Annotated in this window: 18 protein-coding genes; 4 read left to right on the forward strand and 14 right to left on the reverse strand. The window is 44.0% G+C overall.

The annotated features are described in order from the left end of the window. Positions 1-95: 95 nt before the first annotated feature. From Q0V21_RS03585 to Q0V21_RS03605, 5 genes are all read right to left on the reverse strand, one after another. On the reverse strand, positions 96-581 hold the full coding sequence (locus Q0V21_RS03585) for a hypothetical protein (protein ID WP_285078678.1): 486 nt from the start codon (positions 579-581) through the stop codon (positions 96-98). A gap of 126 nt (positions 582-707) precedes the next feature. Then, positions 708-1,529, reverse strand: coding sequence for a hypothetical protein (locus Q0V21_RS03590; protein WP_094936932.1), 822 nt, complete (start codon positions 1,527-1,529; stop codon positions 708-710). Positions 1,530-1,790: 261 nt separating this feature from the next. Then, positions 1,791-2,429 carry a hypothetical protein gene (locus Q0V21_RS03595; RefSeq protein ID WP_094936933.1) on the reverse strand — a complete coding sequence of 213 codons (639 nt, stop codon included), beginning with the start codon at positions 2,427-2,429 and terminating at the stop codon, positions 1,791-1,793. Next, a complete protein-coding gene (locus Q0V21_RS03600; RefSeq protein ID WP_301877650.1) occupies positions 2,398-3,504 on the reverse strand; it encodes a glycosyltransferase in 1,107 nt (368 codons plus the stop codon). Before Q0V21_RS03600 ends, Q0V21_RS03595 begins: the two co-directional genes overlap by 32 nt. Further along, positions 3,482-4,141 (reverse strand): glycosyltransferase family 2 protein, encoded by a 660-nt coding sequence (locus Q0V21_RS03605; RefSeq protein ID WP_301877651.1) that lies wholly within the window; start codon positions 4,139-4,141, stop codon positions 3,482-3,484. The genes Q0V21_RS03600 and Q0V21_RS03605 overlap by 23 nt, the downstream gene beginning before the upstream one ends. A gap of 187 nt (positions 4,142-4,328) precedes the next feature. Between Q0V21_RS03605 and Q0V21_RS03610 the strand changes: the two genes are divergently transcribed. The 4 genes from Q0V21_RS03610 (at position 4,329) to Q0V21_RS03625 (ending at position 6,372) form a co-directional block, all read left to right on the forward strand. Then, complete coding sequence (locus Q0V21_RS03610; RefSeq protein ID WP_024634029.1) at positions 4,329-5,078, forward strand: GT-D fold domain-containing protein; 750 nt, start codon at positions 4,329-4,331, stop codon at positions 5,076-5,078. Positions 5,079-5,252: 174 nt separating this feature from the next. After that, positions 5,253-5,522: a hypothetical protein gene (locus tag Q0V21_RS03615; RefSeq protein ID WP_094936936.1), complete on the forward strand. Its 270-nt coding sequence runs from the start codon at positions 5,253-5,255 to the stop codon at positions 5,520-5,522. A gap of 206 nt (positions 5,523-5,728) precedes the next feature. Then, positions 5,729-5,965 carry a hypothetical protein gene (locus tag Q0V21_RS03620; RefSeq protein WP_285078672.1) on the forward strand — a complete coding sequence of 79 codons (237 nt, stop codon included), beginning with the start codon at positions 5,729-5,731 and terminating at the stop codon, positions 5,963-5,965. Between the two features lie 218 nt (positions 5,966-6,183). Continuing rightward, positions 6,184-6,372, forward strand: coding sequence for a hypothetical protein (locus tag Q0V21_RS03625; RefSeq protein WP_301877655.1), 189 nt, complete (start codon positions 6,184-6,186; stop codon positions 6,370-6,372). Between the two features lie 24 nt (positions 6,373-6,396). Here Q0V21_RS03625 and Q0V21_RS03630 read toward each other — a convergent pair whose 3' ends face one another. The 9 genes from Q0V21_RS03630 to ribE all read right to left on the reverse strand — a co-directional run bounded on the left by Q0V21_RS03630 (position 6,397) and on the right by ribE (position 13,369). Continuing rightward, positions 6,397-7,152, reverse strand: coding sequence for a peptidoglycan recognition protein family protein (locus Q0V21_RS03630; protein WP_301877657.1), 756 nt, complete (start codon positions 7,150-7,152; stop codon positions 6,397-6,399). Then, positions 7,152-7,574 (reverse strand): phage holin family protein, encoded by a 423-nt coding sequence (locus Q0V21_RS03635; RefSeq protein ID WP_024630938.1) that lies wholly within the window; start codon positions 7,572-7,574, stop codon positions 7,152-7,154. Before Q0V21_RS03635 ends, Q0V21_RS03630 begins: the two co-directional genes overlap by 1 nt. Positions 7,575-7,739: 165 nt before the next feature. Beyond that, complete coding sequence (gene ytfJ, locus Q0V21_RS03640) at positions 7,740-8,225, reverse strand: GerW family sporulation protein (protein WP_079349444.1); 486 nt, start codon at positions 8,223-8,225, stop codon at positions 7,740-7,742. Positions 8,226-8,404: 179 nt separating this feature from the next. Further along, a complete protein-coding gene (locus tag Q0V21_RS03645; protein WP_301877661.1) occupies positions 8,405-9,133 on the reverse strand; it encodes a DUF2953 domain-containing protein in 729 nt (242 codons plus the stop codon). Positions 9,134-9,320: 187 nt separating this feature from the next. Further along, a complete protein-coding gene (gene scpB, locus Q0V21_RS03650) occupies positions 9,321-9,983 on the reverse strand; it encodes an SMC-Scp complex subunit ScpB (protein ID WP_094936940.1) in 663 nt (220 codons plus the stop codon). Further along, entirely contained in the window at positions 9,952-10,752 is an 801-nt protein-coding gene (locus tag Q0V21_RS03655; RefSeq protein WP_024630942.1) for a segregation and condensation protein A, read from the reverse strand. The genes scpB and Q0V21_RS03655 overlap by 32 nt, the downstream gene beginning before the upstream one ends. Positions 10,753-10,854: 102 nt before the next feature. Continuing rightward, complete coding sequence (gene ribH, locus Q0V21_RS03660; protein ID WP_024630943.1) at positions 10,855-11,322, reverse strand: 6,7-dimethyl-8-ribityllumazine synthase; 468 nt, start codon at positions 11,320-11,322, stop codon at positions 10,855-10,857. A gap of 90 nt (positions 11,323-11,412) precedes the next feature. Continuing rightward, entirely contained in the window at positions 11,413-12,651 is a 1,239-nt protein-coding gene (locus Q0V21_RS03665) for a bifunctional 3,4-dihydroxy-2-butanone-4-phosphate synthase/GTP cyclohydrolase II (protein ID WP_024630944.1), read from the reverse strand. Between the two features lie 49 nt (positions 12,652-12,700). Further along, positions 12,701-13,369, reverse strand: a complete 669-nt coding sequence (gene ribE / locus Q0V21_RS03670) for a riboflavin synthase (protein ID WP_079349448.1) — start codon at positions 13,367-13,369, stop codon at positions 12,701-12,703. Between the last annotated feature and the right edge of the window lie 3 nt (positions 13,370-13,372).

Genomic DNA, 13,372 nt, shown 5'->3' on the forward strand with positions numbered 1-13,372 from the left:
GTGAAGGGTAAAGAAGATTTCTCCCCAGTGAATTGGCTCTTGCGTTTCCTCATCACGGATTTCGGTTCCCTCCAGAGGCTCACCCTCGGCGCGTTCTACTTTTTTAGACCATTTAGACCAATAAGCATATCAATGACTTTTCGAGCCGTATTTAAATCAAGGTACTCATCCAGATATTCTCGATTAATGACATACTCACCCTGTTCATCTTTGGTCACAATGTGCGGATAGTTTTTAAACGCCATAGCCAACACATCAAATAAGTCCTGTTGTCGTTTTGCATCCAGTTCATCATTCTCTGTTGGAATAAAGTTAAGAATAATGGCGTCGATGTTCACCGTTTTCAGCAGTTTCATCAGACGACGTGCATCCTTCAGGTTACATGGCGGGATGCGGTACTTCCGCCGATCACGCAGTGTTATAATCTCATCATCTTCGAAGAATGCCCGTTCAGCAGCTTCGGCTTCCTCGGGGGTTACCCGTTTATTCGCCGGATCATTTTTGATTCGTTCGGCAGCTTCCTCGTTCAATTGTTCCGCCAGCTCACGCTCAGCCTTTTCCTGTTCTGTTTCCACCATCATTAGAACCTCCCCTGAACATACTCTCCCCTGTAAAATAAAGAACCTGGCAAGGCAAGGGTCTGTGCAGGGGAGGACACAGACACCGTAAAATACCTTGCCAGGAGCAATGGAACATCGTATGAGATCTTAGATTTTGCTTGTTGCGCTAAAGCGTTTGATGCTTCCCAATTTGCCGTCTGCACGTTCAGGATCAAGAATCTGCAAGGAAATCGCAGACGCCGATGCTGCAGCGCGCTGAGCATTGATGCTGAATGTACCTTTGGCACGGCACATGTACAGTTCGGTTTCAACTCCTGCAAAAGAGCCATCTTTTTGCTGGAATGTACCATGATGAATCACAGAGATTGGGAAAGGCACTTCGTCAACCAGCAAATCAACCATGTCTACCACTTCTTCGCGTTTGTAGTTGAGCACAATTTCTTTACTGATATGCGCAGCGTTCAGAACTACAACATCATTTGCTTCATCATAGAAGAATTCATCCGGTGCCACAGCTGCAGCCTTTGAACTGAGTTGTTTCAGCAACTTGTTAGAGTCTTTGAGACGAACCGTAATATCTCCGTTATTTTCATAAATTGAACTTGCATATTTGGGTTTGACTTCAACAAATCCGGAATTATTTGCGCCAGTAGTTACAGTATCCTGCTCATTCAAAACCCATACGTAGGACTTCACTTGTTCCTGTACGGTTGAACCCATCATCAGCTGAATCGCATCCAGATCGAACTTAGCATCTGTAGCAGATACTTCAATGGACTTCGACTTCACCAGTACGTCGATGGCGAACAGGCCATCACCCCCAAAGATGTCCTCCAGCTCTACATTGAGGTCAATTTTCAGATCTTGCAGGGTACCCAGTGTAATTACTTCAATTGCACCCAGCGGGTCTGTAGGATAACGCTTCGCCATGAATGTACCTACACCTTTGATAATCATTTTTTTAGCCATTGAACAGTCCACTCCTTAGATTTGTAATATCATTATTTAGCTACCGAGACTTACATGAGCCTGCGGCTGGTCGAAGGATTGAAAAGATCAGAATTTCATTCCTCCAAGCAGTTTGGCTGGTGGCTGTCTCTGCTTTTCATAGTGTAGAACGCTAATCTCATTCCCTAACACATATCACTGAATACGTTGAACGAAAGTTTAAACGGGATTTCTCTGTAAGCTGAACAGCTTCTATTAAGATCAAATAAACAGAAAAGACCCCTACATAAGAGGGGCCGGTCTATTGGGCAATTCATCTATAATTTGAGCAATCTGTTCTGCTCGCTCCTTGATTTCGAATTCATCGGCAGTAATCAGATGAACATGAGAGCAGTATTTTCCATGCTCATAAATTCGCTCTGGTGTAATAAACACTACGTCAGCAACAGCTTCCATCTTGTGCTTGTCTTTTTCAAATCGGTCGGGATCCGTAAGTGAATCGAATACAACCAGATTAGGATATGATGTCTCGACCGAACTTGCCAAGCGGCTGTCATTCACCCAATAGATGACTCTTTCACCCTGAAACAACGGACGAACATTCTGACCAACACGAGCCACGACAAAATTCGGAAGCTCAGGGTGAGGATACTCCAATGCATCCACCTGATAAAACTCATCACTGGAATTTATATAAATCACATGATAACCAATCGCCGCAAGTTCTCTTAACAGTCGTTGTGGCCGACGCCCAAATCGTTCACTGTGAAAATCTATAGCAGGCAGATATACAATGGTTGTATTGGTTTGGGGCACATATTTTTCAAAATTGAACTCACTCATTTGAACCTCTATTTTTTCAACTTCAATTGGCGGCTTAGCCGCCTGGCTACCGAAAATTCGTTTGAACATCTGTTTCATCCGCGTTGCCTCCTATCACCTGATTTATCATTTTGACAGCTTCCATAGCCCTGCTGTCCCAGCCATTAGCTCTTGCCACCTTTGCACGGGCCGCGATTTTGGCCTCGCTGTTCTCACTAATTGCTTTCTGAAGCATCTGCCCACAATTATGGCGATCCATAAAGTAGGTTACATCACTGTATTTATTGACGATTTCCTCCATACGAGTCGTTATAACAGGCTTGCCCGCAGACAAATATTCGTAATATTTAATCGGGTCACATCCACGGATCATTTCTGTCAGTTTGAATGGCACAATACAAACATCAAATTGGGCAATATAGGCGGGAAGAACTCTGTAATCCTTATGTGGAAGACAAGTTATATTCGGATGCACAATGTTCTTTTGATACAGAGCATTGTTTCCTATCAGAACTACATGATATCCCTTGTCTGCAATGTCGGTAATAAGTGAATAGTCCACCCATGAAGCCATAGCCCCATGGAATCCCACAACCTTTTGTCTCTCCTTAACTTCGGGGAAGTCTGCCGGTATTGGGAGTGATACACGCGCTTTCTTAAAATGCTCATAATCCGCCCCATTCGGGCACATAAAGATCGGTTTGCCGTCATTTTTATGAGCTTCGTACATCACCTTAGCCGTTGTAGCAATAAGATCTGCTCGTTCAAAACATTTCGGAATGTAATCCTTCCACACCGCAAATTCATCGGCTGAATTGTCCAAGTAGTCAAATACGGTAAAATCAAAATTACGACCATCCCCATAGTTATACTGACCTGGACTGGAGAACCAGAGTACCTTTTTTCCTTTGACTAGATGGTCATAGTTAATACCCTTTTGCACAAGGAAGAGGTCGTCATTCAATTTTTCAATCGGACGGCTCTGTTTCTTATACGTTTCTTCATTAATAAAAATAGCACGCACCCCTGGAATCTTGGAGAATGCGGTCATTAATTGCTGTGGACGTTGAAACAACAGATTCCAATCGAGTGCAGGTGGATATATGATCGTCATTTCAATGCTTTCAATACATGCGTTTTTTTGCCTACTTCTATGTACCAGCCAATTCAGCAACCAACTCCACTCCTTCCTCATAGGCATGAACCGGACGAAGCCGTGTATCCACATATAGTCCATAACCAAGCTGCTGAGCCTGCTCACAGAAAGGAGCATCCTCACCAATCGGATGTGAACCATATCGAACTCCCGCTTCAATAACTTCGCGTTTAATCAGATACACGGCACCTGTCAAATCAACGGGGATTACGCCCTCGCTGAATTTTTGTACGTGCTTTCCACCAATCATTGCATTATGAGCCTTTAATCTTGGGTGATTTCGAATCAGCATGGCACAGATGTCCTTCTCATTTTCGAGTAAGCGCTCCAGGCTCTGTTCAGGAATAATGATATCTGTATCAATGGAAAACAGATAATCACAATCCGATTTCAGAAACTCATCCAAAAGTATATTTCTTAGTTGCGCCAGATGGTGATAGGAGTATTGACCGCGCAAATGACCGCATGTCTTGCCCAAGTTATAAGTCATATACGAGATTTGATGATCATTTAAAATTTGTTCTGTCTGATCTTCACTATCATTCACAATGTAAAAAAATCGCTTGTTTACTGTCTGTTGCTTGAGCGACTGCAAGTGCCGCTCCATAATCCATGCCCGGTTTCTCACAGGAGCACCTATGAATACGTCAGCCACCGTTCATCCCTCCCCTTTCACATAGTGTAGACTGTTCTTCGCCAATCTTCAGCGTATCCAACAAAAAAGACTTTTCACACGAAAGAGGAGAGAGAATGATCTGTTTCTTCTATTCTATAAAAGAAGGAGATGATGGAGATGTACAACAAGGACTTGAATCATTTCAATCCGAAAGAGGGTGAAGAGCGTGCTTGGGAGCGTTGAATTAATTCATAACTGGTTCCAAAAGGCTTCGGATGGAGAACCTCATGCTTCCGTTCGATTCGGGGATGCTTCCAATACTATTCTGGCCCATGGAACTGTCCTAACCATGGATTTCATCCAATCCCATTACGGGTGGGTGAATGATCCCACATACTGTGGCATTACGCTACCCAATGCAGGAGCGAGAGAGATCATTGTACATTGCCTGAGAGAAGCCGATTATGTTGGTCACTTGACTCAGACGGATCACTGGTATTTCAGACCCTTGTTTGATATGTGTCTAGCGTATTACAAGATTAAGCCCAAGAAGACATTTTATGCGTTTGAAAATAATTACATCGCCCGGTTTAAGCTGTTCTATGAAACGTTCAAAACCATGCCCATACTCATCTGTGGAGCCAAGGCCGAACAATACAAAGAAGTTCTGGAACGCCGTTACGGTTGGACAGGCATCGTTGCAACAGTGGACTGTCCCTCTTGGTCTCATGTGAGCGCAGCCTCTAAAGAAATGGAAAACATCCATAAAAAAACACCTTGGAAACTGGCTCTTGTATGTGCAGGGGCACCTGGCAAAGTATTAGCCATTAAAGCAAAAGAACTTGGCTCTGTAGGTGTTGATTTCGGTTCAGGAGCAGATGTTGCCATTCAGGCAGACAGCGAAAATCTGTACGCTTGGGACTACGAAGGATTTCCCGATTATTGGGAAGGAAGACCAAAAAAAAGACCCTTCTAGGGTCTTTTTTGTTGTATATAGACAGGATTCATGTGAAATTTCATTGCTGTAGTAGTTATTGATAAATTGAACTAACTGACTTATTATTGTTAAGATAACTCCTAATCTAACCTGGTTTAGACTTGCATAAAAGAGGAGCACTACTTAGACTATTCAATCGTTGGAGGGAATGTAATGGCGTACTCGCAGTCAAAGACCGAAGCAGTGGCAACTCACTTAAGAAATAGATTCATGGAAGGCAATGTTGAGGGGCACGAAATCGTTGTTGCTCTGATTAGTATGGTTAAAGCTCAGAAAATTAACATAGACGACGTCGCTCCCATTCTGTTTAATGTTTTTTTTGATAATCCGCAAGGCATTTTATCAGCACTTGAAAAAGCCAGTACATTGGTTGATGATGAGTTAATTGATTCAATCATCAATGAGGTCAACGAGAACGCCTAATCTTACATACTAGGGGAGATTCATTGAAATCCATCTGACCTTTTATTTTTATTTTGTTTTTTTGTTCTCCCCTCATTTCAGATTTATTTAGTTTATATTGGCTTGCTTATGTGCTTCGCGTTATTTTCCATCTCACCCTGCTTATTCTAAGAATAGACCTTGGCAGAATGACAGGAGAAAAGGAATTAACGAAGGGAGCAACACGTATGGATCAAGTAAATAAAGCAATTCTATTTTTAGCAGTCATTGAAACCATGCTTGAAGCACTGCACCATATCGAAGTGGACCAGACAGAACTTGTTGATTCGCTAGTTATGCTAGGTTTCGATCCCATTAACATTTTATACGAAACCAATACCATTAGATCCTTCCAGAAAGTGTGCAGAGCCTTTGCAGAACTCGATTTTGCAGATGAAGCCCTTTCCGCTTTTTTACAAGATTAGCTACACAGTTTCAGTATTTAGAATTGACCGGATATATATTTTTTTTGGAAAACGAAGCCAAAAAAGTAGAGCCTCAAGTCATTGGACTTGGGGCTCTACTTTTTTCTAATTTACATTAGACGGCTTAACATCCATCCTCTGAACTCGTATAGAACATGTAGGAGACATCACAGATATCTCCTTCTTCAACATGACCTATTTAACGAAAGGATGGTTATATGAACCAAGCAGGTTTAGAACATGTTACAGACCATTTAAATCACTCTGTAATTGGAGTGGTGGATTCAACCTTGTTTCACTCACAATATGAGCATGAACATCCTACCAAAATTGTGATCATACAAAATTATTATTTTTTGAAAGACGCAGCTCATTTTAATGATTGGTTAAATGAACGTTGCGAATAATCCTCTCTTTACCTTATCGTCCTCTCAAGCTTTTTGGCGTCTGCGTTCATCAATCAAAACCTTCAACATGAGCAATTCCCCGTAGGTGAGCTTCTTCTTGCGTACTTTCTCCACCCATGCCCATTCGTCAATGATTTTGTCGTTATAGGCATCTCCTACGTATTTATCAAGTTCATTCCATGTCCATTGAGCATAATCCAGCACTTTATTCATATCATCATCCTCCGTAGCCACTTCTTCCTTAAGTGGACTTAATTTAGAATTGACTACTTGCTTAAATCTTTCATATTCCTCAGGTTTTTTGATCCAAGGTAATGGACATTCCTTCCACCCAACAACTTCTTTATGTGTAAAGAACACATTGGGAAAGCCACGTTCACTAATCAAATATACTGCAAGGTCTACAACGTTATTAAATGTATCCTCATGAATGCTGCCGTCCTTCTCAATACACATTTCAATTCCCACTGTGCTATTGTTTGGATATGTTCCAAGATGGGATAAAGCTTCCTTTGTATACGTCTCACTCCCGCAATGGTATGCAAGTTCATCATCTGGAAGGCTATTATAGATGGAAGTTCGATCTACAGAGTAATGTGCACTTGCATAACGACCTTTCCCAATTTGCTGTGCTAAGCTCGCAAAATATGTACTAATGTTTCTTGCCGATGCTCCTGGAGAAGCCGTATAATGCATAACAATTCCTCGTTTAGCCTTCAGTTTCATTCCCGCTCGACTATATTTATTAACAGGTATGTAGTCCTTGGTAATCGGAATCATTACATCTTCTCCTTCCCTTCAGATTGATCTTCCTCACCCCGAAGCTTGAAAAGAGCAGAAGTGATAAATTTCGGTACAGGAAGTCCTAATTTTCCCATGTTCTCGAGAATACTTATTCCTTCAGTACCGATGATGAACATCAGCATGGCATCTCTCATAAAGTCGTTGGAATTGCCCGAAACTATATCCAGTTGATGAGCAATAATGACGAATACAAATGTCAGTGACTTGCGAGCAAGTCCCCACCATCCAACCCTGCTGGAAAGTTCCTTTTTGTACCAAGCAGATAACACACCTGTCATGTAATCCAACCCCACAAAAATCGTTACTGCAATAAACAGGTGATCCATCCCTCCAACCAAGTACACCATGGCAGACAACAGCCATCCACATAAAACCGTAAAGATCGTATCTCTTTGCAAATCGCCTTCCCCCTTCAATATCTTTTTCATGTTTAGGTTAGGCGGAACAAGGGGATAAGTCTCATGAGATGTTGTTGCCTTTGTTTATTCTCCTCAGCATTCCACTAAGTGAACAGCAAAAATCCCTTTCGCATATGCGCTGCGGAAGGGATCTTCGCTGAATCATTAGCTGTACGTAGAAGGATCAGGTGTGACAGGAATGCCTGACTCTGGAGTTTGTGCTGTATTCCGACTGCGGAACATGTCCTGAATTCTATCCATCACATATGGGGTGGAATCGATCAGTTTCTCGAACAGGTGAGTTGAATTGTCAAGCGGAACGATGTGAACGCCCTGTTTGCCAACCACCAGGAACGCGATAGGACGAATGGATACGCCGCCCCCGCTTCCGCCTCCAAATGGTGAGGCCACCGAAGCGGAGCTGGCATGTTCAGTCGTACTGCTTCCCCCGCTTCCCCCTTTGCTGCTTCCTTCATTCACATGAAAATCACTGCCACCGGCAGCAAATCCGAATCCCACTTTACTAATTGGCAGGATTACTGTACCGTCAGGTGTTTCAACCGCATCACCCACGATTGTATTGACATCCACCATGGCCTTGATATTTTCCATTGCGGTTTCCATTAAGCCTTGAATTGGATGATCTGACATTTAAATTCCCTCCAGTTTCAATTTAAGCTAGGTTTGATCTAAACATATCATCCCCAAAGTTGAAGGGACTTATGTAAGCCAGCCATTTAACAAAACCTCTAAACTTGAAACTGCTGACTCGTTAAAATAAAACCCGCCAGTTGGAACAAACTGTGGAAAATATCCGCTAATTCACATACTTATGTGTGCGCTTTGCTGTGTTGTCTCTTGAGCTTTAGCTTGCGTCTGCGCCGCTGCTCTTTTAAAAGTTTTAACCACATACGCCATCCTCCCTCAACCTGGAGCACCCGGGTTAACAACGTAATTCCTGCGATTAGGACTGCTGTAATCCGAATTTTCAGCTTCCAATCCAGCTGGGTTTGGAACTCCATTTCATCTTCCCACACAGGCACAACCTGTAACTTTGGCGTTTGTTCAAAATGGATTTGATAAGAGAGGTATCCAATGATGATGGACTTGATACTCCACACCCAACCTATGAGAACAGCCGTATACGCTGCATCGCCGATGCCAACGCGGGTAGACCAGGACAAATCAGTCATATGTACACGAGAAAGTGTTTGCTTGATCCAGAGCTTCAATGCTTCCGTTGCCCTGAGCATGACTTTTACATCCTTAGCCCACTTTTTTACTTTACGTTTGTTAACACGCTCGTGGCTCTGGGCTTCCCTCGAATGACTCATTCGCTGCTCCGTCTTCACCAGAAAACCTTCCTTCATATTACGAAAGACGATGCTGGGAATTTCATAGTTAATACGCACAATGCCATATAGCAGACGAACCGTAATCTTGGCATAATCATCATGATTATGTTTCCTGAATGTAAAATGCACATGAACATACGAGATGAGGACTGCGACAAGAAGCAGTGCGATCAACAAGCCGATTCCTCCAAGCCAAATCCACACAGGCCTTACCTCCAAGCCCTCAATTCTTTTCTCGTCTAGTATGACACTCTATATAGGAAAAAATTCACGTCCGACCTGAAAATTCCATTTATTCTTTGAAACATCACCTTGCAAGCCATTCCGATAACACGTCAAAAAAACCGGCACCCCGACAGGGTACCGGTTTTGGATCGATCCAGCTTCAACGTTATGAATCCATAGGATCATCTTGATTAGTTATATCGATTGTATTTGCATCGTCTTCCAGACTCGAACTGTCCAGGTCCAGATCCACATGCTGCACATCCAATTTTTCAAAGAGCAGCTGAGTTTCTTCCTCCAGATTTTCGGAATCTTCAAACAATCCTGGCTCAGGCAGATCTTTGAGCGAAGCCAAACCAAAGTAATCCAGGAAAGACTTGGTAGTGCCGTATAGAATCGGGCGTCCAATCGCTTCAGCTCGTCCCACTTCCTGAATGAGATCCTTGTTCACAAGCGTATGGATGGCGCGTTCGGATTTCACACCACGGATTTCCTCAATCTCTACCCGCGTGATAGGTTGACGATACGCCACAATAGCGAGTGTCTCCAAAGCTGCCTGGGATAAAGAGGTACGTGATGGAGAATAGGCCAATTTCTCAAAATAAGCCGCATGTTCCGGTAACGTACCTAGTTGGACTACCCCTGCAATTTTAAGAATTTGTACACCACGTCCCTGATTGGCAAATTCAGCGATCATTTCCTCTATCGCATCCGACACCAGTTCGGTACGTTGATCCACGATTTCGGCGATTTGTTTGATACTCAGACCTTCTTCTCCGGACAAAAACAGCAGGCCTTCAATAATCGATTTCAATTTCGGAAAATCCATGATTCTTTGTTTCCCCTCTCCACTCCATAACGATATCCTCAAACATCCGCTCCTGATAACAGACAATCTGCTTCATCTTCATCAGCTCCAGCACCGCCAAAAAGGTCACGACAATCTCATGCCGATAAATTTGGTTATCCAGCAGCTTGGAGAATAACAGCCTGCCTCCCGGTCCCATACTTTCCAACGCACCGATGACATCGCGAATGCGATCCTTAACCGAAATCTCATCCCGTTGGATGCGAGTTACGGTTGTACGCTTCTCCGCTTTGCGCAGCGCCTTCTGGAAGGCTGCAATCAGATCCGAGGTATGCAAACCCTCGACCGGATTCGATTGTGCTTCTACAGGCATATACGGTCGCAAATCCTCGGGCTCTTTGGAGAAAATAAGGCTGCGTTCCCACTCCCGTTCGTGCAAGTGACGCGCAATTCCCTTGTATTTGCGATATTCAATCAGACGTGCAATCAGTTCTGCACGTGGATCATAATCTTCATCTTCCATATATGCATAATCCTCAAAGTCCTCGATTACCGGTGGTTTGGGCAGTAATAGTTTGCTCTTGATCGACAGAAGTGTCGCCGCCATTACCAGAAATTCACTCGTAATATCCAGCTCCAGCTCCTGCATCGAATGCAGATACGCCATATATTGATCGGTAATATCGCTGATGGGAATATCCTGGATATGAATCTCTGCCTTATCGATCAGATGAAGCAGCAGATCCAAAGGCCCTTCAAAAGTCTCCAGTTTGTATGTAACTACCGTCACTAGACGAATCCTCCCGCCAGAAAAATAAAAACCCCCGCTAAGCCGCCGAATCCGGTCTCCCGTTTTCGTCTGCGCAGAGCAGGGCACTATATTAAATAAGCACTATTTTAACTGTTTCGTCAAGTTCGCCATTTCAATAGCGGCAGTAGCTGCATCCCAGCCTTTGTTTCCTGCCTTTGTTCCGGCACGCTCGATGGCCTGTTCGATATTCTCAGTCGTAACCAAACCGAAGATGGTTGGCACGCCTGTTTTCAGGTTAATTGCGGCTACACCCTTAGCCATCTCATTACACACATAATCATAATGTGTCGTTGAACCGCGGATCACCGTTCCCAACGTAATGACTGCATCGTATTTGCCACTTTCGGCCATTTTTTGTGCAATCAACGGGATTTCGAAGGCACCCGGAACCCAGGCTACATCCACTTCATCATCTTGAACACCGTGACGTTTGAACGCATCCAGCGCTCCGCTAAGCAATTTGCTAGTAATGAACTCGTTAAAACGTCCTACGACCACTCCATATTTTAATCCTTCCGATACCAAATGTCCTTCAAAAAAGTGTGGCATTCAAGTCATCTCCCTAATTATTTTTTATGATGTACACTGCTGAACTTCGGGCAAAATATTTCAACTCTTTTTTACCATCAGAAAAGCTGCTCAGTTTTTTTCTTCATTCTGCTCGATATCGTCGAACTTCAACATATGACCAAGCTTCGCCTGCTTCGTGTGCAAGTAGACCGTATTATCCTCGTTCTCTTCCATCTGAATCGAAACTCGCTCCACCACTTCAAGCCCGTAACCTTCAAGTCCTTTAATTTTGCGCGGATTGTTGGTTAACAACCGAATTTGACGAACGCCAAGATCCTTGAGAATTTGGGCTCCAATGCCATAATCACGAAGATCGGCGGCAAATCCAAGCTTCAGGTTGGCATCCACCGTGTCCAGACCTTCCTCTTGCAACTTGTAGGCTTTGAGCTTGTTGATCAGTCCAATACCGCGGCCTTCCTGTCTCATATAAAGCAGAACGCCGTTGCCTTCGTCGTGAATCTGTTTTAATGCTGCATCGAATTGCGGACCACAGTCGCAGCGATGAGAATGGAACACATCTCCTGTGAGACATTCGGAGTGTACTCGGACCAAAACAGGCTTGGAACCGTCAATTTCGCCTTTAACCAAAGCGATATGCTCTTTGTTGTCCACCGCATTTGTATAAGCAACCGCCTGGAATTCACCGAAGTCCGTTGGCATGCGTACAGCCACTTCGCGTTGAACCAGCTGTTCCTTTTCATTCCGATAACGAATCATGTCCTGAATGCTGATCAACTTCAGATCATGCTTGCGAGCGATCTCCTGCAGATCCGGAAGTCTGGCCATCGTGCCATCTTCCTTGATCACTTCACAAATTACACCTGCCGGATAGGAACCACACATAATGGCGAGATCTACAGCCGCTTCCGTATGTCCGGCGCGCCGCAGTACACCGCCATCTTTGGCGATAAGTGGGAACATGTGGCCCGGCTTGCGGAAGTCTCCACTTTTCGCTTCGGGATCAATTAGACCTTTCACGGTAATGGAGCGTTCATGTGCCGAGATGCCCGTTGTGGTGTCTTTATGATCTACAGAGACGGTGAACGCCGTCCCATGAAAATCTGTATTTTGCTGAACCATGGGTTTCAGGTTGAGTTCGTCAGCACGTTGCTGCGTAATGGGAACACATACCAGACCTCTGCCTTCGGTAATCATGAAATTGATCACTTCAGGTGTAGCCTTTTCGGCCAAAGCGATAAAGTCGCCTTCATTCTCCCGATCTTCATCATCCACCACGATGACGGGTTTTCCCCGCATGAGATCGTAGATAGCTTCCTCTATAGAATTCAGAATGGACTGCTCTGACATAGGTCCCCCTCCAGTTTCCATTTCAATATATTTGTATTTAACGGATGAATTAAGCAAATCCGTGATTAGCGAGAAAATCCTCACTGATACTTCGCGGCTTACCTGCACCGTTCTCCTGATGTCCCTTACCATAGTGGAGCAGATGATCCACATATTTACCCAGAATATCACACTCGATATTGATGGTATCTCCTGTCTTTTTGACATTTAATACAGTCTCACCAATCGTATGTGGAATAATGGATACTGTGAATGCAGTCTGTGAAGTTTGCACAACCGTTAGACTGATTCCATCCAGGGTTACAGACCCCTTGGGTATTAAATATTTAAACAACTGCGTATCATCAGGTTTAATCTCGAAAACAATCGCATTCTGGTCACGAGTAATGCTGCCAATGACTCCGGTACCATCGACATGGCCCTGAACAATATGCCCGCCAAAACGACCACCTGAGAGCATGGCTCGCTCCAAATTGACTTTGCTGCCGGATTGCAATTGACTGAGATTGGTGTGTCGATAAGTTTCAGGCATCACATCGGCAGTAAAACCATCACCCTCCAGAGTTGTCGCAGTTAAGCATACCCCGTTTACAGCTACGCTATCGCCAATCTTCAAGTCGTTCATGATGGCGGAAGCTCCGATATTCAGGACCATCGCTTCGCCTTTCCGACCAATACGCCGGATCTGACCGACTTCTTCCACCAAACCGGTAAACATGCT

Source organism: Paenibacillus sp. 11B, from assembly GCF_030487755.1.
Classification (GTDB): Bacteria; Bacillota; Bacilli; order Paenibacillales; family Paenibacillaceae; genus Paenibacillus; species Paenibacillus vandeheii.